General features: G+C 43.7%; 23 protein-coding genes and 2 pseudogenes. 14 read left to right on the top strand and 11 right to left on the bottom strand.

What is annotated here, in order from left to right; genetic code table 11:
* The first annotated feature begins 55 nt into the window (after positions 1-55).
* The 5 genes from ACYIA1_RS14065 to ACYIA1_RS14045 are packed head-to-tail and all read left to right on the top strand — an operon-like array spanning position 56 to position 3,954.
* Positions 56-1,315 carry a sialidase family protein gene (locus ACYIA1_RS14065; protein ID WP_480335584.1) on the top strand — a complete coding sequence of 420 codons (1,260 nt, stop codon included), beginning with the start codon at positions 56-58 and terminating at the stop codon, positions 1,313-1,315.
* A gap of 11 nt (positions 1,316-1,326) precedes the next feature.
* The gene (locus ACYIA1_RS14060; RefSeq protein WP_039848958.1) at positions 1,327-2,148 is read left to right on the top strand and encodes a 3-deoxy-manno-octulosonate cytidylyltransferase family protein; all 822 of its coding nucleotides are present in this window, start codon (positions 1,327-1,329) and stop codon (positions 2,146-2,148) included.
* Positions 2,126-2,794: an AAA family ATPase gene (locus ACYIA1_RS14055; RefSeq protein ID WP_146375702.1), complete on the top strand. Its 669-nt coding sequence runs from the start codon at positions 2,126-2,128 to the stop codon at positions 2,792-2,794. Before ACYIA1_RS14060 ends, ACYIA1_RS14055 begins: the two co-directional genes overlap by 23 nt.
* On the top strand, positions 2,770-3,465 hold the full coding sequence (locus tag ACYIA1_RS14050; RefSeq protein WP_048927922.1) for a histidine phosphatase family protein: 696 nt from the start codon (positions 2,770-2,772) through the stop codon (positions 3,463-3,465). The genes ACYIA1_RS14055 and ACYIA1_RS14050 overlap by 25 nt, the downstream gene beginning before the upstream one ends.
* Before the next feature lie 6 nt (positions 3,466-3,471).
* Positions 3,472-3,954 carry a hypothetical protein gene (locus tag ACYIA1_RS14045; protein WP_005861117.1) on the top strand — a complete coding sequence of 161 codons (483 nt, stop codon included), beginning with the start codon at positions 3,472-3,474 and terminating at the stop codon, positions 3,952-3,954.
* A 75-nt stretch (positions 3,955-4,029) separates the two neighbouring features.
* On the opposite strand, the gene ACYIA1_RS14040 is transcribed toward ACYIA1_RS14045, so the two are convergent.
* A complete protein-coding gene (locus ACYIA1_RS14040; RefSeq protein ID WP_048927923.1) occupies positions 4,030-4,554 on the bottom strand; it encodes a GNAT family N-acetyltransferase in 525 nt (174 codons plus the stop codon).
* Between the two features lie 71 nt (positions 4,555-4,625).
* On the opposite strand from ACYIA1_RS14040, the gene ACYIA1_RS14035 reads away from it, so the two are divergent.
* Both ACYIA1_RS14035 and ACYIA1_RS14030 read left to right on the top strand, forming a co-directional pair.
* The gene (locus tag ACYIA1_RS14035; RefSeq protein WP_480335581.1) at positions 4,626-7,316 is read left to right on the top strand and encodes a LamG-like jellyroll fold domain-containing protein; all 2,691 of its coding nucleotides are present in this window, start codon (positions 4,626-4,628) and stop codon (positions 7,314-7,316) included.
* 499 nt (positions 7,317-7,815) lie between these two features.
* The gene (locus ACYIA1_RS14030; protein WP_480335579.1) at positions 7,816-8,910 is read left to right on the top strand and encodes a sugar phosphate isomerase/epimerase family protein; all 1,095 of its coding nucleotides are present in this window, start codon (positions 7,816-7,818) and stop codon (positions 8,908-8,910) included.
* An 80-nt stretch (positions 8,911-8,990) separates the two neighbouring features.
* On the opposite strand, the gene ACYIA1_RS14025 is transcribed toward ACYIA1_RS14030, so the two are convergent.
* The 3 genes from ACYIA1_RS14025 to ACYIA1_RS14015 form a co-directional block, all read right to left on the bottom strand.
* Positions 8,991-9,266 carry an HU family DNA-binding protein gene (locus ACYIA1_RS14025; protein WP_005866712.1) on the bottom strand — a complete coding sequence of 92 codons (276 nt, stop codon included), beginning with the start codon at positions 9,264-9,266 and terminating at the stop codon, positions 8,991-8,993.
* Positions 9,263-10,183: an AraC family transcriptional regulator gene (locus ACYIA1_RS14020; protein WP_005866714.1), complete on the bottom strand. Its 921-nt coding sequence runs from the start codon at positions 10,181-10,183 to the stop codon at positions 9,263-9,265. The genes ACYIA1_RS14025 and ACYIA1_RS14020 overlap by 4 nt, the downstream gene beginning before the upstream one ends.
* Before the next feature lie 345 nt (positions 10,184-10,528).
* Entirely contained in the window at positions 10,529-11,176 is a 648-nt protein-coding gene (locus tag ACYIA1_RS14015) for an HAD family hydrolase (RefSeq protein ID WP_005866716.1), read from the bottom strand.
* A gap of 178 nt (positions 11,177-11,354) precedes the next feature.
* Between ACYIA1_RS14015 and ACYIA1_RS14010 the strand changes: the two genes are divergently transcribed.
* Positions 11,355-11,597 carry a hypothetical protein gene (locus ACYIA1_RS14010; RefSeq protein WP_005861135.1) on the top strand — a complete coding sequence of 81 codons (243 nt, stop codon included), beginning with the start codon at positions 11,355-11,357 and terminating at the stop codon, positions 11,595-11,597.
* A gap of 82 nt (positions 11,598-11,679) precedes the next feature.
* On the opposite strand, the gene rpsA is transcribed toward ACYIA1_RS14010, so the two are convergent.
* On the bottom strand, positions 11,680-13,470 hold the full coding sequence (gene rpsA / locus ACYIA1_RS14005; RefSeq protein WP_005861137.1) for a 30S ribosomal protein S1: 1,791 nt from the start codon (positions 13,468-13,470) through the stop codon (positions 11,680-11,682).
* A gap of 217 nt (positions 13,471-13,687) precedes the next feature.
* On the opposite strand from rpsA, the gene ACYIA1_RS14000 reads away from it, so the two are divergent.
* A complete protein-coding gene (locus ACYIA1_RS14000; protein WP_318674380.1) occupies positions 13,688-14,731 on the top strand; it encodes an ATP-binding protein in 1,044 nt (347 codons plus the stop codon).
* On the opposite strand, the gene ACYIA1_RS13995 is transcribed toward ACYIA1_RS14000, so the two are convergent.
* Both ACYIA1_RS13995 and ACYIA1_RS13990 read right to left on the bottom strand, forming a co-directional pair.
* The gene (locus ACYIA1_RS13995) at positions 14,676-15,032 is read right to left on the bottom strand and encodes a hypothetical protein (protein ID WP_005866723.1); all 357 of its coding nucleotides are present in this window, start codon (positions 15,030-15,032) and stop codon (positions 14,676-14,678) included. The genes ACYIA1_RS14000 and ACYIA1_RS13995 overlap by 56 nt on opposite strands.
* Positions 15,025-15,582, bottom strand: a complete 558-nt coding sequence (locus ACYIA1_RS13990; RefSeq protein ID WP_008773907.1) for an RNA polymerase sigma factor — start codon at positions 15,580-15,582, stop codon at positions 15,025-15,027. Before ACYIA1_RS13990 ends, ACYIA1_RS13995 begins: the two co-directional genes overlap by 8 nt.
* Before the next feature lie 149 nt (positions 15,583-15,731).
* Here ACYIA1_RS13990 and ACYIA1_RS13985 point away from each other — a divergent pair, with 149 nt between their 5' ends.
* A complete protein-coding gene (locus ACYIA1_RS13985; protein WP_022192544.1) occupies positions 15,732-16,139 on the top strand; it encodes a DUF6249 domain-containing protein in 408 nt (135 codons plus the stop codon).
* A 50-nt stretch (positions 16,140-16,189) separates the two neighbouring features.
* On the opposite strand, the gene ACYIA1_RS13980 is transcribed toward ACYIA1_RS13985, so the two are convergent.
* From ACYIA1_RS13980 to ACYIA1_RS13965, 4 genes are all read right to left on the bottom strand, one after another.
* Positions 16,190-16,831, bottom strand: a complete 642-nt coding sequence (locus ACYIA1_RS13980; RefSeq protein ID WP_005861151.1) for a carbohydrate-binding family 9-like protein — start codon at positions 16,829-16,831, stop codon at positions 16,190-16,192.
* A 1-nt stretch (position 16,832) separates the two neighbouring features.
* On the bottom strand, positions 16,833-17,492 hold the full coding sequence (locus ACYIA1_RS13975; protein ID WP_005861153.1) for a LysE family translocator: 660 nt from the start codon (positions 17,490-17,492) through the stop codon (positions 16,833-16,835).
* 103 nt (positions 17,493-17,595) lie between these two features.
* Positions 17,596-19,158 carry an arylsulfatase gene (locus ACYIA1_RS13970; protein ID WP_121962102.1) on the bottom strand — a complete coding sequence of 521 codons (1,563 nt, stop codon included), beginning with the start codon at positions 19,156-19,158 and terminating at the stop codon, positions 17,596-17,598.
* Entirely contained in the window at positions 19,158-20,705 is a 1,548-nt protein-coding gene (locus ACYIA1_RS13965) for a sulfatase family protein (protein ID WP_009018363.1), read from the bottom strand. Before ACYIA1_RS13965 ends, ACYIA1_RS13970 begins: the two co-directional genes overlap by 1 nt.
* A 381-nt stretch (positions 20,706-21,086) precedes the next feature.
* On the opposite strand from ACYIA1_RS13965, the pseudogene ACYIA1_RS13960 reads away from it, so the two are divergent.
* The 4 genes and pseudogenes from ACYIA1_RS13960 to ACYIA1_RS13945 all read left to right on the top strand — a co-directional run.
* Positions 21,087-21,236: pseudogene (locus ACYIA1_RS13960) on the top strand (AAA family ATPase); the annotation flags it as partial.
* 5 nt (positions 21,237-21,241) lie between these two features.
* Positions 21,242-21,485 (top strand): annotated as a pseudogene (locus tag ACYIA1_RS13955) (HTH domain-containing protein); the annotation flags it as partial.
* Between the two features lie 689 nt (positions 21,486-22,174).
* Positions 22,175-22,444 carry a hypothetical protein gene (locus tag ACYIA1_RS13950; protein WP_480335574.1) on the top strand — a complete coding sequence of 90 codons (270 nt, stop codon included), beginning with the start codon at positions 22,175-22,177 and terminating at the stop codon, positions 22,442-22,444.
* A 9-nt stretch (positions 22,445-22,453) separates the two neighbouring features.
* Positions 22,454-23,107: a transcriptional regulator gene (locus tag ACYIA1_RS13945; protein WP_087343578.1), complete on the top strand. Its 654-nt coding sequence runs from the start codon at positions 22,454-22,456 to the stop codon at positions 23,105-23,107.
* The last annotated feature ends 14 nt before the right edge of the window (positions 23,108-23,121 follow it).

The raw sequence follows: 23,121 nt of genomic DNA, 5'->3' as shown, positions 1-23,121 counted from the left end.
AGAACTTCTGTGAAGAAATGTCGTGACCTTTTTTTGTACTCTTAAATCTCTTGCTATGATTATATCTACTCAAGAAACATTGATCTATAAATCAATTAGTCCGGAAGACATTTATTGTTATACTCCCGGAATCACCGTGACTTCGACGGGACGCTTGGTCGTGACTTTCGACTTGGGCGGCAAGGGGGTAAAAGAAATCTATGCTTCTTCGCAGCTGTACACGGAAAGGACAAGACGGTTAGGTATCGGTAAGATTTTTGTATCGGACGACCAAGGCGCTAGTTGGTGTTTTATCTCGGATTTTAATTTTTGGCAAGCCCGCCCTTTTTGTATAGGGGAAAAGATATATATCATAGGAAATGCGGGCGATTTATGTATTATATGCTCGGAAGATGATGGGAATACGTGGAGCGTTCCCTCGTTTCTCTCCCAAGGTGAGAAATGGCATTCTTCTGCCTGTAATGTTCTTTTCGCTAACGAGCGGGTTTACTTGGCGATGGAACAGCGTTTTTATAACTCGGAGATAGAAGGCTGGAATGTGGCGGGTTTGAGCCCTACCTTGCTATCTTGCTCTATTCACGATGATTTACTGGATGCGTCTTCTTGGCGACGTTCCGATCCTTTTGTTTTCAGGGATAAGGTACATTTCCCGGAAGGGGTTGGCATTCCTTTTTACGAGTCATTGACCAATAAGCCGCTGGAATTGGCTCCCGGTCGTTTTAATGCGCCCACTGGATGGCTGGAGGCTCAAGTGGTTCAAATAAAGGATAAACATCATATTTGGTATGATCCAGAGGGGAAAACGTTCCATATGTTTCTTCGTGCGCATACCGGAGGGATTGGATACGCTTGTTTATTAAAAGTGAGGGAAGATGAGAACGCCCAGATGGTAACCGGTTTTCAAGAGGCTCCTTCCGGACAGATCTTGCTTTTCTTGCCCTTTCCCGGTGGCCATTTGAAATTTTTTATAGTGTATGATGAGATATCCCGGCTGTATTGGATGGCATCCAATCAATCCTTCGATGCTATGCGGACGATAAGTTCATTACCTGAGACTTCCCGGTATGGACTCCCGAATAATGAGAGGCATCGTTTACAATTGTTATTCTCAAAGAATTGTGTGGACTGGTGTATGGCTGGGATGATCGCTTGCCAAGAGAATGAATTGTATTCAAGAAATTATCCTTCGTTATGTATCGTAGGTGAGGATATGCACGTGGTTTGCCGTGCGGCGGATGATCATACAAAGGACCCTCAATACTCTGATTGTATTACATATTATAAAATTAAACGGTTTAGAATGTTAATCTATTAAATGAAGTGATTATGGAAAAAGTACTGATTGTAATACCGGCTCGATATGGTTCAAGCGGGTTGCCGGGTAAGCCTTTGGTTAAGATTAAAGGTATAGAGATGATAAAACGGGTCTCGGATATAGCGGATTTTGTATGTCGCAAAAATGAGTCTTGTTCTTATTTGGTAGCTACGGATGATGAGCGCATCGTCTCGTTTTGCGAATCCCGGGAGATTCCGGTGATGATGACTTCCACGAATTGTAAAAGTGGTACGGAACGTTGCTATGAGGCGGTAAGGAAACAGGACACCAATCCCGGACTGATAATAAATCTGCAAGGCGATAATCCCACGTGTCCTCCTTGGATCTTGCAAGATCTGATTGATACATGGAGAAAGGAGAAGGCGGATGTCCTTACCGCCTCGGTCTTGTTGGGATGGAGCGAATACGATCAATTACTGGCGATGAAAAAGGAAACCCCTTATTCCGGCACGACGGTATTGGTGGATCGGCTGGGATATGCCTTAGCTTTTTCGAAACAAACCATACCCGCTATCCGTAAGGAGGATCAGGCTAGGGATCTTTTGCCTAAAAGCCCTGTCAGGCGGCATGTGGGTTTATATGCGTATAGCGGTCGAGCCCTCGAGTCTTATTTCTCATTACCTCCGTCTGTGTATGAACGCTCTTATATAGAAGGATTGGAACAGATGCGCTTCTTAGAGAATGGCATCAAAATGAGGGTCGTAGACGTCGATTATCGGGGACGTGAGACAACAAGCGGGGTTGATTCCCCGGAAGATGTCAAACGGGTTGAGGAAATACTTGAGAAGTATGGAGAGTTCGATCTTTCGTGACTTAGATGGAATCGTAGATTCTATTTTATCTCCCTACCATACTTTGGAGGAGGTTCTACCTTCTGGCTGTGATGCTGGTCCGGTATGGATGGATTTTGACTGTTGGGTAGACAGCCAAAAGGTGGATATGCGGACATCGGAATCACCCTTACTCTTGAATATATGTGGTATACCCGCATCCGGTAAATCGTATTGGGCGGAGGAATGGCTATTAGAGAATGGACCTTGTTTGCATATCGCTTTCGACGCTATTATGGAGGCATTATCCGGGTATCAAGCGGATTGCTCGCTAGATAGGGAGAAAGCGTTCTTACGTTGGGAACTTCCTGCTCGTTTTTTAGGTTACCGTCTTCTTTTGTTGGGATTGAGGAATGGGTGGCCTATTTTATTTGAACATAGTAATGCGTTGAGAGAACATGTGGATTTGTATAAGAAGATAAAGAGTCTTGGATATCGGATTCATATGGTGTGCATCGATGCGACACCAGAAATGGTTATCAAAAGATTGGCTCGGAGGAATCGTTTTTTCCCGGAGGAGCAAGTGAAAAAACGTTGGGATTGCTTGATAGATTTGTTACCTGAATATCAAAAAATAGTAGATGACTTTAAATTAATACAACCATGGAAAAATGTAGAAAACTTGTGATCGTACGGCATGGTAATACGTTTCGTGCGGGAGAGACTCCGACTCGGGTTGGAGCTAGAACTGATTTGCCTCTGGTAGAGGAGGAACGAGCTAGATCTGCGGGACGTTATTTACGTGAGAAGGGGATTGTGATCGACAAGGTGATTTCGGCCCCCTTAAAACGCACATTGGAGACCGCTAATTATATCTTGGAGGAAATGAATGTGGATTTGCCTATCATTCAAGACTTACGTCTTAAAGAGATTGATTATGGGCCGGATGAGAATATGGTAGAAGATCATGTAATAAAACGTTTGGGATCTCTCTATTTAGAAAAGGAGGGAATGGGCCGGAAAGACCTAACGGAAGATCGGATCGTGGAGAGGGGACTTTCCGTGATCGCCCAATGGAATGAGAAGGCCGTGGTACCGTTAGGATGGAACGTAGATGTAGAGAAACTGATAAGCGGTTGGCAGGATTTGGCGGCTAGTATCCCTGATGGTGAGACTTGGTTACTAGTCTCTTCCAATGGAGTGATGCGTTTCTCCCCCTATATTCTGGGGAATTATGAGGATTTCTGTGCGACACATGATATTAAGGTCCCGACAGGCGGGGTTTGTATATTTGATTGCGAGGGTGATCATTGGAGGTGTACGGATTGGGGAATAAAGGCTTATAAACTCTTTAAATGATAAATCATGGAAGATATATGGAATATAACAGCTTTGGTGGTTAGTGTATTAAGTGTGCTTTTGTCTCTTTATGCTTTAAGACAGGCTACCACTAAAAATACCTCGGATATGTATCTGTTCTTTATCTCGCAATACGCGAAGGAGGATATGAAATTGGCTTTACGTAAATTGAAAGATATAAAGCGGGGGGTATATCGGTTGGAACAATGGGAGAGTGATATGAAAAATAATTTGCCGAAAGCCTTTGAGTATGACGAGGCGAGACGTTTGGTGAAATATTTTTATGATACTTTAGCCTATATGAAGTTAGAGAAACTGATAGAGGCACGTTTCGTAAGATTGATTTGCTTGAAGAAAGGAGCATGGCTTTATCTGGATACAGTCGAAGCCATGGAAAAGTTTTTTGACAGTGGCTATGATAAAAAGCCATATGCGGTTATTCGGGATGTATGCGAAAATTTACGAAAAGAAGGGTGTTGTCCTCCTTAGTTCCTGTTTCCGGCTTCTGGTGATATTAAATAAAGTCCTGATCGAAGAAACGATCGGGGCTTTGATATTTATATCTTAATTTGCCATGACGATATTCCGCAAGTCGGAACAGAATTGGATATACTCATCTTCAGTAATTGGCCTCTCTGTTGTCAGGATGATTAACGCATGTCCTTGATAGGCGTTTCTATAAGGAGGATGGAGGTGGTCGTAACTGTTTTCAAAGAAACCACATTTCTTGTAGAACTTTAACCGGTTAGCTGATACCTCGTCCATGATAGGATCGATCTCTAATAAAATGATCTTATTCAGGCGTTTATTAAAATCCTCCAGTAATAAGCTGCCATAGCCTTGTCCTCTGAAGTTCTCATGAATGGCGAAATGTTCGATATATACATAGGTGCTAAAATCCCAGTATGAGATAAAGCCAATAAAGAGGTTATCTTTCAGATAAACCTCTAGATGATAGTTGGGAGATTGGAAGGCCTGTTCTTGTTGTTCTTCTGTTCGCTGCTCAAATAGAGGGAAACTTGCCGTATATATTTGCTCAAAGGTAGGATAGAGAGGATCTTGCTTTCGCGTTATTTCTAGTATGTCCATATGACTTCGCTTTATTTTGATGCGAAGATAATAATCTAAAAACATTGTCATGTCATATTAAAGCCTTATTTTTGGATGATCTTATAATTAAGATATTGTATACGATGATAGCGTGGATTCGTTATATATGTTTAATTGTTAGCCTAATAATCACCCTGCCGGAATTACTTTCGGCACAACGTCTGGTTTCTCAACGTCAAGAGGATGTAGAGGCTGGTCTTTTATATAACGAGAGCGTCTATATCCTATCTAATTATTCTTGTCTATCCTCCAATTCCCCGGAAAAACTTTCTTTGGACGAGTTGCTGCGGAAACAGATCGAAGGCTTTTATTTCTATTTGAAGCGGGATACGGAGACAAATGTATTGCTACTAAGGAAACCCGATGGTACGTTTACTCCTTTTAGTGAATCGTTGAAAGCCATAAAGGTGGCCTTGGATGCGGACCCGGATAAGGTTATGACGCTTTTCCTTGATTTCTATGTAGAGACGGAGCTGGAATCCTCTTTTAAGGAAATAGGCTTGATGGAGTATGTGCTTGAATATGATACGAAAAACGGATGGCCATCCCTGAAAAATATGTTGAGTTCCGGAAAGCGACTGGTCGTTTTCGAGGTTCAGAAACATTTGAACAGTCCTTCATGGTTGCATAATATGAGGGATTTCGTGGAGCATACGGACGCTGATTGGGGAAACCAACCGGAAGGGGTTGAGAGTTTTGATGAGCGGCTGAAAAAGAATTTGTCTTTATTTACCGGATATAAGTTCTTGGAGACTTCCCGGGGAAATAGTAATGATATCTCGGCTTTAGCCCGGCAGACACCTTATTTAATAGAATCGTTTAAAAGAGCGTGGATCCGGGATGGAAGGGTTCCTAATTTTGTCTTGGTAGATAAGTATTACGCATGGTTGGATGTCTCGTTGGTTACTTTCCGGAATTTCGATATCATTTACGGCGCGGTTACGAATAACAATGAGCTGCTTAACTACGTGAATTGGGATGGGATGTCTAATTATACGACGGGTAAATATTGCTTTCCGCTAGAGCCCGGAGCCGAGTTGATGCTTTCCCCGATCTCTCCGGGCTATCGGATAGAGCCGGCTACGGTTTATGTCTCCGGTACCCAAAGGAAGGCTTTCGCCGGCGATTTTAAGGCTAGACCTTTGCGGATTGACGAGGATATAGAGATTTATTTACCGTTTGAGGGCGATGAGAAAGATGGTTCGTCCAATCATAATCTCACGGTATCTAGGAATGTCGAGTTTATTCAGGACCCTATACGGGGGCAGGTCGCTTCCTTGGAGAATCAGGCCCGTGTGGATTTACCGACCGCTTCGGAACTTTATATGCGGGATCATGATTTCACTGTCGGCGTTTGGTTGAAAATACCTAAGTACCTGCCGGAGAAGGAGGATTATTGTATTCTGGGAGCTAAGAACAGTACTTATCAACAAGCGTTGCATCTGTTGATACGGAATCGGAAACCGTATATGGGATTCTTTAACAACGATCTGGTTGGTAACACGGAGATCGAGCCGGGCAAATGGTATAATGTCGTATGGCGGTATAATAAGCGGAATGGGGAGCAGGCTATATTCGTAAATGGAAAACTGGACGCGATCTCTTTTGATCGTCCGGCTTATCTGGGTAGTGATAGCTTATATGTCGGTTTCGTGAATTTCAGCCAGTCCTCGAACTTCGTGGGTGTGCTGGATAATCTTTGTATTTGGTCTCGTGTGTTGAGCGATAAGGAGATATTGGGATTGAGCAACCAGTTATTAGATTTACATATATCGAATGCGATTACTTGGTTGGATGTCCTTGGAATTGGGTTGATTTTGATGGTTCTGGTCTCGATAGCTTATCTAGGCTATCGGAAGGTGAAAGAAAAGCCAAGGCAGGATGAGGCTGATGCGGGAACGGTTGCGGAGGAGGGAATCGAGGACGGAATCGAGGAGCCGGATCGTTCTTCGCGAGAGATGCCGGAGGAGATCGAGAAGGTTCCGGTTCTGCGCAATTATATCCGATTGTTTGGAGAGTTCTATGTGTTGGACCGGGATGGAAATGATATAACCTCTCTATTTACCCCCAAATTAAAACAGCTGTTTATCTTGATTATGCTTCACTCTTCCCGTGGAGGTTTCGGAATATCGAGCAAGGACTTGACACGGATGATTTGGGGGAATGACAACCCCTCGAAAAGTACGAAGAGCCTTCGAAGCGTATCTATATTGAAACTCCGGAAGATATTGGAACGTATCGATACGGTCGAGGTCCTATTTAATGCGAATCGATATATTCTCCAGCTTTCGGAAGATGTCTATTGCGATTATTTGGCTTGTTTGGATTGGCTGAAAGATAAACGGGTACGGACTCAGCCGGACTTTGAATATTTCTATGATATTATCAGCAAAGGAGAAGTGTTCAAAGGGGAATCGTTTGATTGGATGGATGATTTTAAAAGTTATATCTGTAATAGTACGGTGGATGTCTTGTCTCGCTTTATCGACACTTACTCGATCGAGGATGAGGCGGATCGGGTGATCCAGATAGCAGACCAGATCCTTCTGAACGATCCTTGCAACGAGGAGGCTTTGCTCTATAAGATCAAAGCCTTGATTTACCAGAACAACTTCAAATTGGCCCGTTATGTGTACGACCGCTTTTGCGCTTTATACCAAGAGATGTATGGCGAGGCTTTCCCCTCTTCTTTTGAGCAGGTCGTACCGTCTTCGCTGATGAGTCAGCAATCTCCCCAGTAATATTATAGTGTGCCTGCTCATTGGCAGGACTGTGCCATCGCTATTGTCACACCTGTGCCATCGTTGTGGCAAGACCGTGCCACCGTTATGGCATGCCTGTGCCATCCGTGTGGCACTCCTCTGGCATTACAGTGACAAATGTATGCGCCCCACTGATAGCGATCCTTTCGAATAGGGAGGCAGGTGCTATGCCTCTGACTTATCGAAGATTTTTATAAATATTTCTTGATTTATTTATATTGCTGTTATTATGTGAATTATGCTTTGTGCTGATATGAAATTAGCCTTAAATTAGCCCTAGGTTAATGTCTTGTTTAGCGTTCGTTAACTCATGGTTTACTGCTCATCCCTATATTCGCTCTCGTTGTTTCGCACGAGGAAGCGAGGAAGCGAAGTTGTGTTTTACTATATATTTTTTCTTACGATGAATATCGTAAAGGTTGAAGTCTGTAAGGGCCTTTCTTCTAAGAGTTGATATTTATGTATAAACTGAATAGTTATGAGTAAAGATGTGAACAATGGTCAGTCCAGACGTGAGTTTCTAGGAAGATCGGTCGCTGCTTTGGCGGCCGCATCTTTCCTTCCGAGTGCTTTCTCTTGTACGGGGAAGAGTGTGGCGGCTCCCGCTCCGGTTGATACGGCGGCGGAGGCAGGCAAGGTTAACTCGAAGTTCGGTGGCGTGCAAATCGGCACGATCACTTATAGTTGGCGTTCCATGCCGGGTGGATTGGAGAATATCATCAAGTATTGCCAAGAGGCGAATATCAGTTCCATTGAGTTGATGGGAGGTGACCTGGAAGCTTATTTAGGAGCTCCGGAGAATCCGATGATGAAATTCTTCCGTCAGCAAGCTCCTCAACCCGCAGCGAAACCGGGTGAGAAACCTGCGGCTCCTCGTCGGATGGGTCCCCCGAAGTTTACTCCGGAGCAGCAGGCTGAGATCGATAAATATAAGGAAGCGGTGAAAGCGTGGCGTCTCGGGTTGGATCTATCAAAGGTAGAAGGTGCCCGTAAGTTATTGAACGAAGCAGGAATATCGGCGCATATCGTGAAGATGGAACCTTCCCGTATGGGTTCGGACGAGGAAATCGATTATGCGTTCAAGGTAGCCAAGGTCATGGGCGCTAAAGCCGTGACGGACGAGATTAATTTGGAGACGGCGAAAAGAGTCGCTCCATTTGCCGAGAAGCATGGGATGTATATGGCTTTCCATAATCATATGCAATATGCCGAAGAAGGGTTTAGTTGCGATCCGATCTTAGCGGTCTCTCCTTCTATTATGTTGAATTTTGACGCAGGCCACTTCTTTGGCTCTACAGGTATCCACCCGAATGAGATGATCAAGAAATATCATGATCGGATCTATAGTATCCACTTGAAAGACAAGACGGGGCCTACGACAGGGAACCAGCCGAATACGAATCAAGTATGGGGACAAGGGGAGATGCCGTTGGAAGACGTGCTCTTGTTGATCAAACAAGAGAAATGGCCTATCTATTGCGATATAGAACTGGAATATGATATCAAGCCTTGGTCTGACTCCGTGAAAGAGGTAGGCACTTGCGTGAAATATGCTCGACAAATATTGATGTAGATTATAGAATGTTGTCTTTGGTATGTCATTAATAGGTATAACGAAAGGGCCGGTTCCTGATGGAGCCGACCCTTTATTTTTCATTTATTGATCTCTTTTACCAAATTGGGCGCACACTTAAAATGGACAATGGTTCTGGGGATCAACATTAAAGTCTCTCCGCTTTTCGGGTTTCTAGCCAACCTGCTTGTCTGCAAGCGGGGAGTATAAACACCGAAACCCTGTATACATACCTTTTCTCCGGCTCTCGTTTTCTCTAAGATGATGTTATTCAGTTCTTCCAATATGTACCGGATTTCTTCTTTGTCATTACCGACTCTTTTCGATAATTCCTCGATTAGCTGACTTTTATTCATATCGTATTATTTTTTGAGAAGTTTGTTCTTTGCTCTGTTGTTAAATATTTTTTCCTGTATTGCAAAGGCGATAAGCCCGTGTGCCTCCGAAAGAAGCGTCCCAACGAGGATTGGTTCGAGAACTGCGTCTTCTCAACAATCTCTTGGATATTCAAGGTAGAGTTGGTGAGTAATCCTTTTAATTCTAGGATCATATATTCCGTAATCCAATCTTTGGCGGATTTGCCGCTTACCTCCTTAACAACCATGGTCAAGTATTTAGGGGTGATGCATAGAGAGTTCGCGTAGAACGTCACGCTTCTGTTCACTTTGTAATTACTCATGACCAATTGAAAGAATTTGTGGGTCAGTTCTTTCTTGTGTACATCTATCGTTGCCGTACTGTCTAAAGAATTGACTTTATAATGGTTATATATATCAAGGAATAATATGCGAAGTAAGAGTATAACCGACTCTCTTCGATACTGGTTTTCCGGATCGACGGCTTTTCTTATAAGTAATTCAAAGAAGTCTACAAAGGAAAGAGTTTCCACGTCTTCCATCTTGAAATAGTAATGTTGCCTCATATAGAAAAAGAAATGTGGCGAGAAACGACTGATACCGCTTAATATATCAGTATAAAAGGATTCCGTGATCGTGAAATATCTGATTTGGAAATCTACGCTAACGTCCGTTAATGCGACCAATTGCCCCGGCAAGATGATGATGAGCTCTTTAGGGGTTATAATGTGCTTGTTGGAATAGATATCAATTTTAGCGTTTCCTTTTACACAATAGATGACAATCCCTAATCTTATATAAGAAGGGTAAGTGGTAATAGGGAGTTCTTTGGAAAGTGTAAAGATCTTGAAGTCCTTCTCCAAAGAATAATCAATACCACTATTCGGCTCAACTATTTTTTTAATATTTCCCGACATTCTTTTTGTCTATGTTTCTTATGTAAAATTATAACTTCGTCTTTTACTATATTTATCTAGTGGTTGTTTGGTATAATATTACAGAAATATAGGTCTCGTTTTGGCGTTTTTTAAAGTTTGGTTTAAATGATACCTTGAAAAATAACCGCTATTGGATGTTTTTGTTTGTAGGTCTAATACTTTTTTGTAAATACGGTTGAGGTGATGTTAGGGATAACTTGTATTCTAAGGGCTGTGAGAGCTGGATGGAATATGTGTTAGGAAATATTAGTAATTCAGGTTAAGGACAAGCGTGCGAGACAAGAACGGGAAGGATTGCCTCGCACGGCAGGCTTAGGTCGTCTTTTAGATAAACTTGAGTATATCTTCTGCCTTTTCCGCTATATGATCGGGTGCGTATTTCTCTAATTCCGTACGAGGGCGAAACCCCCATGTTACCCCACAGGAGGTCACTTCGCTGTTGATGGCGGTTTGCATGTCTACGTCCGAGTCACCGACATAAAGAGCGTTCTCTTTGGATATGCTCGCTCGTTCTACGATCTCATTGACGATACTGGGATCTGGCTTCGCCTTTACTCCTTCACGCTGTCCGAGAACCTCCGTAAATTGTATGGAAGGAAAGAAATGGGCGATGAGCTTACGGGTAGCGGCTTGATATTTATTAGAAGCGACCGCCAGTTTTATCCCTCTTTCCTGCAACAAGGCTAATAACTCAGGGATACCGGGGTAGGGAACGCTGCGATCTGTGTTATGCAGATCGTAATGCTTCAAGAACTCTTCCCTTACCTTTAGTATATTCTCTTCCGTCTTTTCACCTTCGGGTAACGCACGTTCGAATAATTTGTTGATGCCGTTTCCTACGAAGAAGTTATACTCCTTTACGTCATGTGTCGGAAAGCCGTTTTGCCGCAACGCATGGTTCGTGCTATGGGCTAAATCCGCGATCGTATTTAATAATGTTCCGTCAAGATCGAATATTACTAACTTTTTCATTTTAGTTTTCTGGCAAAATTAATGGAATGTAGAGATATACTTTCTCTTTCGACTGATAAAATAGATGAACCGATTTAAAAATAGATAAAAGTATTAGGTCATATATAAGATATTTGTATCTTTAGGACAGGAATAGAAATCCTTTGTAATATATTGTATAACCTAAAATTGGAACATCATGGGAAAGAATCAATTAATTCACGGGAATGAATTTCATTTGCTGAAACAAGCTGAGATTCATAAAGCTACAGGTAAATTAGTCGAGTCACTAAACTTGGCAGCCGGTTCTACGGGAGGTTTTGATATTTATAAAGTTGTAGAGGCTTATTTTACGGATTTAGAGAAAAGAAAGGAGATCAATGATTTGTTGGGTATTTCCGAGCCATGTGAGACACGTGTCACGGAAGAATGCTTTTCTTAAATAAGCCGCAGTAGGAATAACATAGAAAAAGGAGATACCTGAATCAGATATCTCCTTTTATTATATCTCAAAGAAGAATCAATTACTTACCAGAAAGTTTTTCTTTCAAAGCAGCCAATTCCTCGATGTCACCTAATGTAGTCTTTTCAACCGGACCGGTTACCATTCCAGATTCCTCTTCTTTTTTACCACCACGTTTTGAGGATGCCTTCTTTTCAGAAGTTGCCTTAGCGCCTTTTTGCTCATCTTCAAAGATGCGGCTGTGAGAAAGGATGATACGTTTAGCTTCCTTGTTGAACTCGATTACCTTGAATGAAAGTTTCTCATCTACTTGAGCTTGAGAACCATCTTCTTTTACAAGATGCTTCGGAGTAGCGAAACCTTCTACGCCGTAAGGCAAAGAGATAACGGCACCCTTATCCAATACTTCGATGATTGTACCTTCGTGGATAGAACCAACCGTGAAGATTGTCTCGAATACATCCCAAGGATTCTCTTCCAATTGCTTGTGGCCTAAGCTTAAGCGACGGTTTTCCTTATCGATTTCCAATACTTGAACCTCGATCTCTGCTCCGATCTGAGTGAATTCAGACGGATGCTTGATCTTCTTCGTCCAAGACAAGTCAGAGATGTGGATCAAGCCGTCAACACCTTCCTCGATTTCTACGAATACACCGAAGTTTGTGAAGTTACGAACCTTAGCCGCATGACGAGAACCTACCGGGAAGCGCTCCTCGATGTTTTCCCAAGGATCAGCCTTCAATTGCTTGATACCAAGAGACATCTTACGCTCGTCACGATCCAAAGTCAAGATTACGGCCTCAATCTCGTCACCAACCTTCATGAAGTCTTGAGCGGAACGCAAGTGCTGTGTCCAAGACATCTCTGAAACGTGGATCAAACCTTCTACGCCCGGAGCGATCTCGATGAACGCGCCATAGTCAGCCATAACGACAACTTTACCCTTAACCTTGTCACCAACCTTTAAGTTCGTATCCAAAGCATCCCATGGGTGCGGAGTCAATTGCTTCAAGCCAAGAGCGATACGTTTCTTCTCGTCGTCGAAGTCCAAGATAACAACATTGATCTTCTGGTCAAGCTGAACGATTTCTTCCGGATGAGAAACACGTCCCCAAGAAAGGTCTGTGATGTGGATCAAACCGTCTACGCCACCCAAGTCGATGAATACACCGTAAGAAGTGATGTTCTTGACAGTTCCTTCCAATACCTGTCCTTTCTCCAATTTGGAGATGATATCTTTCTTCTGTTGTTCCAACTCAGCCTCGATAAGAGCCTTGTGAGATACAACAACATTCTTGAATTCTTGATTGATCTTAACAATCTTGAATTCCATAGTCTTACCTACAAATACATCGTAGTCGCGGATCGGCTTCACATCGATCTGAGAACCCGGCAAGAACGCTTCGATACCGAATACGTCAACGATCATACCGCCCTTCGTACGACATTTGATGTAACCTTTGATAATTTCGTCTTTTTCAAGAGCCTCGTTAACACGATCCCAAGAACGTGTAGCGCGTGCTTTCTTGTGTGAAAGGATCAATTGTCCTTTTTTGTCTTCTTGGCTCTCGATGTAAACCTCTACCTCGTCACCAATCTTTAAATCCGGGTTATAACGGAACTCGGACATAGGAACAACACCGTCAGATTTGAAACCGATGTTTACAACAACCTCACGTTTGTTCATAGAAGTAACGGTACCCATAACCACTTCTTTGTCTTTTACCGTGTTCAGGGTCTCGTCATACGTTTTTACAAGATCGTCCTTGCTTACTTCGGTGTAAGTCTCGCCTTGCTCGAAAGCGTCCCAGTTGAAATCTTCAACCGGCTGGATGTTTTTTAAATTTTCCATTCTTTAATTGTTAATACTAAGTTTGTTTTAATTAGTAAGTTAGACTTTATGTTGTCATCTCTCAAAAATCGGGGCAAAGGTAATGCTTTTTTTCTGATTGACAAGAGTTTTGAGGGGTAAAAACATTCAATTGGGCCGTGTTGGCTGTAATTACGGAAAACTGTTGATTTTTATTGATATTTATTTTGTAAGTTTGCGAATTGTAAGCGATAAATCAATGAGTAGAGGATTTTTAAGAAAGTCCAGCGTCAATACTTTTATAGGAATAGTGTGGATTTTGTTTGCGGTGAGCGCAAGTGCGCAGAATGCCGTGAGTAAATTTCGTGCGGATAGCATACGCCAATCTTTATCGTGTATCCAAAAACCTCAGGATAAGATACCCCTTCTTAAAGAATTAATCGGCTTGTACTGGCAATTGCCGGAGGAGGTACCGGCGTTGAAAGAGATAATCGATATCGCGATGCCTTTGGATTCCATCGGGATCGTGTACGATGCGATGGCTGGCTTGAGTCGTTATTATTATAATGTGGAAAATAGAGATAGCCTATTATATTGGGTGGGGCAATTGGATTCGTTGGCCTCAAAAAGGCATGAGAGTCCCAGAGGGTTGTTTTTATCCGGTAGCTTGGTTTGTCAGGATTATCTATGGTCCGGCAATTATGAGTTGGCTATGGATAGGGCCATGCGATATATGGATCTGGCCCGGGATAGTAAGAGCGATTATGGTTTACTGCGGGCCTATCGTGATTTAGGAATGGTTTACCAACGTATCCGTAGGGATAGCGATGCCGTAGTCTCTTTTCAGGAAGGTTTGGATTTATTGAAGGATATAAAAGATGTTCCCGATATCATGGATACTAAAATCCGGTTAACTTCTTATCAATTGGAAAGTAGTGTCCGAACGAAACAATATACGTTGACGGAACGAATCTTGGAACAATATAAAGCCCTGCTGGATGAGCAATATGAGATTAACCTATCGTTCCAACTTGCGCCGGATCGGGAAAAGGTATACATAGCCGTTACGGATACGGGTGCCGGTATTCCCCTTGAAAAACAAGCTGCGGTATTCAATCGCTTTGAGAAGCTGGATGATTACAAACCCGGTGCGGGTTTAGGACTTTCTATCTGTCTTTTGATCGCCGAGCGGCTGAATGGTTCCTTGTCCATAGATTCCTCGTATACGGACGGAGCTCGCTTCGTGCTTATCCTTTCTTGTGAAATAGATTCCTCAATTTATAATCCGCCAATAGAAGTATGAGCGTGATGGCCCCTATGTATAAATAGAAAGCCAAGGCCGATGTGCTTATTGTGGGGACGGCTATCTTGGGTATCTCCATATATACGAAAGATACGATCGCAAGGGAAATCATGATAAGCGAGGCCACGATCGCCGCTAACAGGCTGAACCGTTCGTCACGTTTCTTCGCCTTTGCGGACTCAAGCATGATTTGTCGCATTACGTTCGAACGGAACGAGGCGGGAAGCTCCTCCTCCGGTATGCGTTTGAATAAATCCCCCAATAAATCGGGTTGTTCCTTATTTGTGTTTATCTTACTCATGATCCATTTCATTTAATAATACAAACAATTTTTTTCGGATGCGATGTAGCTTGACTTTAATATTCGAGGCGGTCAAGCCGGTGATAGAGACCAGTTCTTCTATTGTTTTTTCTTTCCAATAAAAGAGCAAGATCAAGGCCCGTTCGTCCGGTAGAAGTTGTTCAAGGGCGACTTCCAATCTTTGAACCTGTTCCGTGGATTCGGTTTGTCCGAACAGGTTCGTAACCTCCTCCTCCGATACGTTTTCAAGTGTAGTCTCCTCAATCGGTAGAAACTCATATCTCTTCTTCCTGACCGACGAGATCGCCGTGTTGTAAGCGATCCGGTAAATCCATGTGGAGAAACTACAATCCCCTTTGAATGAGGCGAGGTTTTTGAATACCTTCATAAACGTATCTTGCGCCAACTCCTCAGCCTCCTCTTGGCTTCGTACCACTTTGAGGATCAACGAGTGAATCGGACGGCTATACTTGTCCAAAAGGCAAGCGAAACATGCCACGTCCCCCGCTTGTATCCTTTGTATGTAATATGTATCGGTATACAATTCCATTGTACTTAATGGACGCAAGCCGGGTAAATAGGTTACAACTTGCGGTAACAAAAATAAAAAATATTTTTCAGCCCGGAGGTGTAACCTATGGGAAACTGTTGCGTCAAATTAGCAAACAATATGAATGAATCAATTAAAATTATACAGTTATGATGGATTTTATTTCTGTTCCGCTAGTTGTCGGAATCGTTTGTGCAGGTATTTACGGATTATTTGAGTTGTTTGTTCGTAGGAGAGAACGTTTGGCGATTATCGAGAAGATCGGTGATAAACTGGATGCCTCTGCTTTCGATGGCAAATTGGGACTGCCTAACTACATGCGAAACTTCTCGTTCAGTAGCTTAAAGGCCGGGTGTCTTTTGGCGGGAATCGGATTAGGTTTGTTGGTAGGCTTTATTATTAATATGTGTATGGCGACAAATTCTTATTATGATGATGGTTGGTACAGGCATGAGGTAGCGGGTACGGCTTATGGGGCTTCGGTTCTTTTGTTCGGGGGAATCGGCTTGATAATAGCGTTCGTCATTGAGTTGAAACTAGGTAAGAATAATAAATAGCCATAGGCTTGCCTGTATAGACGTAGCGTGCTGCATGCAGCACGCTACGTCTACAGGTAGATCTCCCCGAAGAATTCAGGACAATGGAAATTAGGCTCGGGAAGGTCGATCGGACTCCAACTTACGAAATGCGGATTCATTGTCTCATCGGCGCATTTATAGAAGTTCCCTAGTATTTTCTCCGGCAGATTACTAGGATCTAACCCCATCAACTTGAGTGGTATGACTACGATCAAGTTCCATGTATGAATACCTTTAATCTCCTCGAATGCCCTTCTTCTCACGGATGGGAGTCTTATGATGCTTTTATACTCTTCTTGCGAAAGCGACGTCTTGATATCCCGTGAGGTACGGCGGGCGGCATCGCAAGTCCCGATACAATTAAACTCGAAATTCATATAATGCGAGTCACCTTCCTTTTTCATGAAGAATTCCACGCAACTATCCTTATGGACCGAGGAATTGTCCATCTCATAAGACGCCTTTAGCGAATTACCCTGCACGCTATATCGTATATATAGATTTTTCTCTGTCCGGGCTATATTAAAAGCGGTGATCGGCTTATATGGATACTCATGCCAATTGGCATGGGTGAGGAACTCACGTTGGGATTGCACCTCAAGAATCGGTTCTATGGATGTTATATCGAGTACATCCAGAACAGGGATAACAGGAACTTTCAGTCTTTTCATTTTAACTATAGATTTGAAGTAAAGGCCATTGTAAGTAGGAGGTCAATAAAACCGATAGGGCACCGATAATAGACAATACGATAATGACAGAGCCCACGATCCGGTTCAGTAACCAAATACCTCTAACGTTGAACCATTTTCTCAGTTTTCCAATAATATATGTTATGCCGAACCACCAAAGAACGGCCCCTAACCCTATGCAAACAATGCCCAATACCAGCAGCCAAAACGAATGTTCAGGCAGCACGAAACCAAACCGGGCGAATAATCCGATATAGAGCAAGACGATTAAAACGTTGCTAAAGGTAAGTAGAAAAGCTGTAATAAAGTCTTGGGTGAACGATAATTTTTTTTCTCGGTGTTTCTTTAGGTTCCTAGTCGGGTTGCTTTGGAAGATATAATACCCGAAAATGCCGAGAACGATACTTCCGATCAATTGCAGGGGCGCTTGGTTCGCCTCCACGAAGTTGACCACAACTCCCATGCCCAGACAAGTCAGTGCCGCATAAATCACGTCGGATAGAGCGGCCCCTAATCCGGTGACGAACCCGTGCCAACGTCCTTTATTTAGTGTTCTTTGTATACAGAGCATACCGATGGGGCCCATGGGGGCCGAAACCAATACACCTATAATGATTCCTTTACTAACGATTCCTAGCATTAAGTTGAGTCTCTTCTAGTTTCTTGGGCAAAGATACATCCATTCCGCGATAAAAAAAAGGTAAAAAACGTAAGATACTGTAGGGACGAGGCTCGCTCGTCCCTTATTTCGGGAAATTGGGACTGTACAATAGGGTCGTATCGAGAGTCATCAATTTACCGTCTTTCACGAATGAGTCTCCTCGCTCGGACAGATGCTCTACCATCATCTTGCGTAATTCGGACAACTTATTCTGATAGGCTGCGTCCTCACTAAGGTTATGTGTCTCTCCCGGGTCTTCCCGTAAATCGAACAACTGCTCGCTTCCGTTGTGGAAATTCCAGATATACTTAATCTTCCCATCGGTAAGGGCTGCCCAGTAATTATCGTCGCTATAGCAAGTGGCATGCTCCATGTCTATATAGGGGCGCCATTGTTCCTGCTGGCCTTGGATCAGCTTAAGTAAAGACCGCCCGTCCATATCGGGAGGAACCGACCCGCCGGCGATATCGATAAAGGTAGGCAAGAAGTCTCTCAGTTCTACAGGTTGTTCTATGCTGCTTCCGTCCGGTATGGATTTGGATATACCGGCGGGCCATTTTACGATATAAGGAATATGGGCCGAACCCTCGTACGGATAGGTTTTCCGCCAATGATAATGATCGCCCAACATATCGCCATGATCCGCCGTGAAACAAATCAGGGCATTGTCGTACATACCTTTGTCTTTTAGGGTCTGGATGATTTGCCCTACTTGATCGTCGATAAAGGTGATATTGGCGTAATAATGGCGACGGGAGTTTATGGCATACGCATCCCCGAAATTACCGAATGGGGCATCTGATGCTCCTTGGCGAGGATCTTTCGGCTCGGCGTATTGTCCGCACCAATCTCCTATATGGGGTTTTGGGATATCCGCGTCCTTATACATATCCAGATAACGTTGAGGCGGATCATAAGGACTATGCGGGCGGGCGAATGATACCTTGAGGAATAAGGGCTTGTCGTTGTCGTAGTTCCGGATCAACTCGCAAGCGGTCTGTCCGGTCCAAGCCGTAGGATGAAGCCGTTCGTCTAACTTATAGACACCGGCGGCATGGTCGTTCCAGCCGATACCCGTAAGATCCGGGTCTTTGCCGGGTGCCTGCAATTGAAACCATTCCCGGTAATCGCTGATGAAATCGGGACTTTCCACCCGGCCACTCTCGTCGATCAAGGTCGCGTGGAATCCGTGAAGTGCTTTCTGCGGAAACCAATGCATCTTACCGATCCCGAAGGTATAATACCCCAGATTCCGCATCATCTGAGGCATCTCGTAACGATACTTCAAGGCCATGCGTCCGTATCCCAGCATACCATGATGCCAAGGAGACATCCCGGTCAATAAACCGGCCCGTCCCGGAGTACTACTTGGAGCGGAGGAATATCCGCTCACGAACAACGAGCCTTCTTGCGCCAGCCGGTCGATATTCGGTGAGATCACCGCCTTGTTTCCCATGCAGCCGAGGGTGTCGCCCCGTTGTTGATCGGTCATGATCAGGATGATATGCGGCTTACCGCTCTTTACGGGCATGGCGGGAGAGACGACGGTCTCTGCCTCTTTCCCGCTTTTGCTATGCGTCATCCCCGGAAGTGTCGCACCCAGACCGATTCCGAGGGATGATTTAATGAAGTTTCTTCTTTCCATTATTTAGCCTTGATTGTGTGATCCCGAACTCCTTTTAAGATTCCCTGCAATTGGAAAACGATCTCCGGATGTTGCAAGGCCTTGTTTCCTTCCTCGTAGACCTTCGTCATGTCGTATAACTGAGGCTCGGGGGAATATCCGGTCTCAATCTTCTCATATTCCATGATAGCGGAACCTACGCTCGGCTCGATATATTTCCAATCTTTCGTACGGACGGAAAGTGCCTTATTAAGCGCTTGCTCAATTACCCACGGGCGGTCTTCCTTGCTTTTCCCGATCCAAGTATCCAGATAATCATAGCTATCCGGCGCGCTTCCTTCCGGAAGACGGGAATTCGTCAGTGAGGCAAGGGAGGCGAACCAGTCGATCTGGCTCACTAGCGCATCTGATACGGCGGCTTGCTTGATCTCCTTTGGCCAATGTACGATAGCCGGGATACGGGTTCCCCCTTCGAAGGCACTGTATTTATTACCTCTAAGCGGTCCGGCGGGTTTATGATCGCCTAGTAGCTCCACGGCCCGGTCCGCGTAACCATCGTCTACGACAGGTCCGTTGTCGCTTGACAAGATGATCAAGGTGTTTTCCGTCAATCCCATCTCATCCAATGTTTTCATCAATTGGCCTACGCTCCAGTCGAATTGCTCGATAGCGTCGCCCCTCACGCCCATCGGGTTCTTTCCCCGGAAACGGTCGTGCGGGAAGCGGGGTACATGCACGTCGTTCGTGGCGAAATACATGAAGAAAGGCTTCTCTTTATTCTCCTTGATAAAATCGATGGCGTGTGTCACGATAGAATCGGCGATATTCTCGTCTTTCCAAAGCGCCTTGCCGCCACCTTTCATGTAACCGATACGGCTGATTCCGTTTACGATGGATTGGTCGTGCCCGAAACTAGGCTTCTGGTTGTATAATAATTCCGGATTATCTTTTCCGGTCGGCTCTCCGGGAAAGTTCTTCTGGTAACTGACATAGATCGGGGCGTCCGGATCGTAGTTCGCCACCTGCCCGTTCTCGATGAATACGCAGGGGACGCGGTCTGCCGTCGCCGCCATGATATAGGAATAATCAAATCCCAGATCGCCAAGGGCGGTGGGGAGTGGGGCGTTCCAGTCTTGCTCTCCCGCTTTGTCTCCTAGGCCAAGATGCCATTTGCCGATAGCGGCCGTGGCGTATCCCGCGTTCTTGAACATATCGGCTATCGTATAACGCTCCGGTCGTATGATCATTCCGGCGTTTCCCGCGGCGATGTCCGTTCCCGGGCGGCGCCATGCGTACTCTCCGGTTAGCATGGAATATCGGGAGGGCGTACTGGTAGAGGCGGTCGCGTGAGCGTTGGTGAAGCGGATACCGTTCTTGGCGAGCCGGTTGATATTCGGGGTTTTCACTTGCGTGCCGTCGTAGCATTCCAAGTCTCCATATCCCAAGTCATCCGCATAGATGAACAATACGTTTGGCGTTCTAGGTGTAATGTCTTGTCTCTGTTGGGCTTTTGCGATACCGGCTGTAAGAAGCGAGGCACCGATCCCTACGATAAGTGTTGATTTCATGTTGTTTATTATTTAGATGTTCTTGTTGTGTATCTGCGATTTCTTATTCATGGCATGTTCTATGGACATTAATTGAATTATATACAAAAATAACCAAATTATTTCAGAATAAGGGTAACCACACCAAAATATCTATGAGATGGAGCTTAGGAAGAAATGCTTTTTGGCTCTGGTTAAAAGGGGGGCTTATCGTATATTTTCATGTACGCTCTTGCTCCTTATCGAATGATGCTGTAAAAAGTCGTACGTGTTTCCCGAAAAACATGTACGACTTTTTACAGAAACACGTACGTGTTTTTCAAAAATCACAATCGTGTTTTTAAGGTGTTGATATTAAACAATTTATATATTTGTGCCATTTGTATACCTTATTGTATATTATATTACCAAGACGGAACACGCACTGCCTATACAAGAGTGGGTAATGAAAGTGTAGAATGTAATTCTCAACAACTTCTTTCATTGATATTGAAGGGTATGCACATGACATGGGATTCACTTCCTACCCAAGTGGATGCCAGCAAACATTCTTGTAAATGAAGAAAAGTTCGGAGAGTGAGTTCGGAGACACTGCGGATAAGCCTAAAAATATAGGTAGAACAGCACAGAAGATCATCGACCTTGTCATTTCCGACCTTTCTATGTCAGCCGAAGCTATGGCTTATAAAATTAGGTATAAGTTCCCGTGCTGTAGAAAAACAAATCGCAAAATTGCGTTCTATGGGTATATTGTCTCGTGAAGGCGCAGACTTTGGTGGTTATTGGCGTATTATTTTAAGTTACCATTTTGAGGGGATGAGACGCAGCACGCTGCGTCTCTACAACTGGAGACAAAATTGGGCGAAAAAAGTAAGTTAACTTCGTTGGCAAAGTAAGTTAACTTACTTCGGTATTTTAATTAACTTACTTTGCCAACGAAGTTAGCTTGCTTTGGAAGTGAGGTATTGGAGTTTGAAAATCAAATAAAATATTATACATTTGCATGACTGGATAAGTCAAAGCAAATAATAGGTATCAAACAATGATAAACTAAAAAACATATGGATTATCTTAGGTTGAAATATTATTAATACGTATATTTGCGACAAGAAAAGGCTTTTTAATTAAGAGCCTCGTGTTGCGTGTGATATTTGTGCTGTAGGACGAAAATCGGCTAATTTTCTTAAATCTCCCTATGCACGAAGAAGGCCCCGCAACCCTTTACTGGATATACGTGTTATCTATGCTAATATAGTATGGATATATTTTGTATACAGATAAAGGGGGCGTGTGGCTGACTTTATTGGGAGTTGGGTCTTAGCCGAACCTTCGTCTACATAAATGTTCAGTCCTCGCCCTTCCTTTATTTTATAAGAAAGGACCACTACTTAACAAAAGCCATATAGCGCTCGTCTTTACGAAGGACATCTTTTCTAAAACATGTCCGGATCTTGTAAATCTAATAATTAATTATGTAAAGTGAATGGCTTATGGACGCTTGTAATATTGATGAGATCCAGAATCTCTTTATTTACTACTCCGCTTGTTTCAGCAAGTATTTTCCAGAGTTAGGGTTTTATTGTAATGAGAGGGAATTCCAGATACATGGTATCGTGCGGAGATATAGTGACGTCACGGGAGTGTCCCATGATGGCTCTTATTTCTTAATTGAGATGCGAAAAGAATACCTGATCTACTTACCGTTATTGGTTGGTTCCAAATTCCGCATTTTAATTAAACAAAAACAACTTTATTCGTAATACGATCTTATGCCAGAACTCATATCCATAGAAGAAGCCGCCCGTATTACCGGTTTCCCGTACGAGGAGATTGAAGATTGGGTAAAATCCCGAAAGATAACCTCTTTCCATACGAGAACCGGTACACGTATGGTAGATCCTGAGAACCTACGTGATTTCATTGCCCATATCGAACATCTAGGGATTCAAAAACTATACTTGCAACTGGTCATTCAAGACAAGGAGGAGGAAGCCGACGAGATTATCGCCCAGTACGACGATTACCTTTTCTGCCTACGATCCTTAAAAAACATCTCTCCCCTACTTAAACAAATCATCGCCGAACTATCCACATTTATAGATGATAAGCAAGATCGGTATATATTCACGGAAATAACCTCTGGGGCAAAAATACTGGACGTAGCCAAACGGATCTCCCTACCGGTCACAAGCCTAACCCTGTCTCCCTACATCCGTAAATGCCTCCAAAAATTGGAACTGGAGACTATGGAGGACCTATTGCGCTACGCTAGGAAGAAAGGGCTCGATTCTTTGTTGAAGATTCCGGGATTCGGCCCTCTCGGTTTAGACCAGTTAAAATTTCAGCTGGAAAAGCATAAGATCATGAATAAGGCCGGAGACTCGGATCTCTATCAATACATCATCAATGAGCCGGATAGCTGAACACAAAAAGAGCC

This window comes from Parabacteroides sp. KHUB-02, from assembly GCF_056640955.1.
Note: the sequence above shows the minus strand (reverse complement) of the source record. Positions and strands in the feature narration are given on the sequence as shown.

Bases quoted from the DNA above. Each gene is read 5' to 3' on its own strand.
- ACYIA1_RS14065 (WP_480335584.1), top strand. From the start codon at position 56: ATGATTATATCTACTCAAGAAACATTGATCTATAAATCAATTAGTCCG.
- ACYIA1_RS14060 (WP_039848958.1), top strand. From the start codon at position 1,327: ATGGAAAAAGTACTGATTGTAATACCGGCTCGATATGGTTCAAGCGGG.
- ACYIA1_RS14055 (WP_146375702.1), top strand. From the start codon at position 2,126: ATGGAGAGTTCGATCTTTCGTGACTTAGATGGAATCGTAGATTCTATT.
- ACYIA1_RS14050 (WP_048927922.1), top strand. From the start codon at position 2,770: ATGGAAAAATGTAGAAAACTTGTGATCGTACGGCATGGTAATACGTTT.
- ACYIA1_RS14045 (WP_005861117.1), top strand. From the start codon at position 3,472: ATGGAAGATATATGGAATATAACAGCTTTGGTGGTTAGTGTATTAAGT.
- ACYIA1_RS14040 (WP_048927923.1), bottom strand. From the start codon at position 4,554: ATGGACATACTAGAAATAACGCGAAAGCAAGATCCTCTCTATCCTACC.
- ACYIA1_RS14030 (WP_480335579.1), top strand. From the start codon at position 7,816: ATGAGTAAAGATGTGAACAATGGTCAGTCCAGACGTGAGTTTCTAGGA.
- ACYIA1_RS14025 (WP_005866712.1), bottom strand. From the start codon at position 9,266: ATGAATAAAAGTCAGCTAATCGAGGAATTATCGAAAAGAGTCGGTAAT.
- ACYIA1_RS14020 (WP_005866714.1), bottom strand. From the start codon at position 10,183: ATGTCGGGAAATATTAAAAAAATAGTTGAGCCGAATAGTGGTATTGAT.
- ACYIA1_RS14015 (WP_005866716.1), bottom strand. From the start codon at position 11,176: ATGAAAAAGTTAGTAATATTCGATCTTGACGGAACATTATTAAATACG.
- ACYIA1_RS14010 (WP_005861135.1), top strand. From the start codon at position 11,355: ATGGGAAAGAATCAATTAATTCACGGGAATGAATTTCATTTGCTGAAA.
- rpsA (WP_005861137.1), bottom strand. From the start codon at position 13,470: ATGGAAAATTTAAAAAACATCCAGCCGGTTGAAGATTTCAACTGGGAC.
- ACYIA1_RS14000 (WP_318674380.1), top strand. From the start codon at position 13,688: ATGAGTAGAGGATTTTTAAGAAAGTCCAGCGTCAATACTTTTATAGGA.
- ACYIA1_RS13995 (WP_005866723.1), bottom strand. From the start codon at position 15,032: ATGAGTAAGATAAACACAAATAAGGAACAACCCGATTTATTGGGGGAT.
- ACYIA1_RS13990 (WP_008773907.1), bottom strand. From the start codon at position 15,582: ATGGAATTGTATACCGATACATATTACATACAAAGGATACAAGCGGGG.
- ACYIA1_RS13985 (WP_022192544.1), top strand. From the start codon at position 15,732: ATGATGGATTTTATTTCTGTTCCGCTAGTTGTCGGAATCGTTTGTGCA.
- ACYIA1_RS13980 (WP_005861151.1), bottom strand. From the start codon at position 16,831: ATGAAAAGACTGAAAGTTCCTGTTATCCCTGTTCTGGATGTACTCGAT.
- ACYIA1_RS13975 (WP_005861153.1), bottom strand. From the start codon at position 17,492: ATGCTAGGAATCGTTAGTAAAGGAATCATTATAGGTGTATTGGTTTCG.
- ACYIA1_RS13970 (WP_121962102.1), bottom strand. From the start codon at position 19,158: ATGGAAAGAAGAAACTTCATTAAATCATCCCTCGGAATCGGTCTGGGT.
- ACYIA1_RS13965 (WP_009018363.1), bottom strand. From the start codon at position 20,705: ATGAAATCAACACTTATCGTAGGGATCGGTGCCTCGCTTCTTACAGCC.
- ACYIA1_RS13950 (WP_480335574.1), top strand. From the start codon at position 22,175: ATGGACGCTTGTAATATTGATGAGATCCAGAATCTCTTTATTTACTAC.
- ACYIA1_RS13945 (WP_087343578.1), top strand. From the start codon at position 22,454: ATGCCAGAACTCATATCCATAGAAGAAGCCGCCCGTATTACCGGTTTC.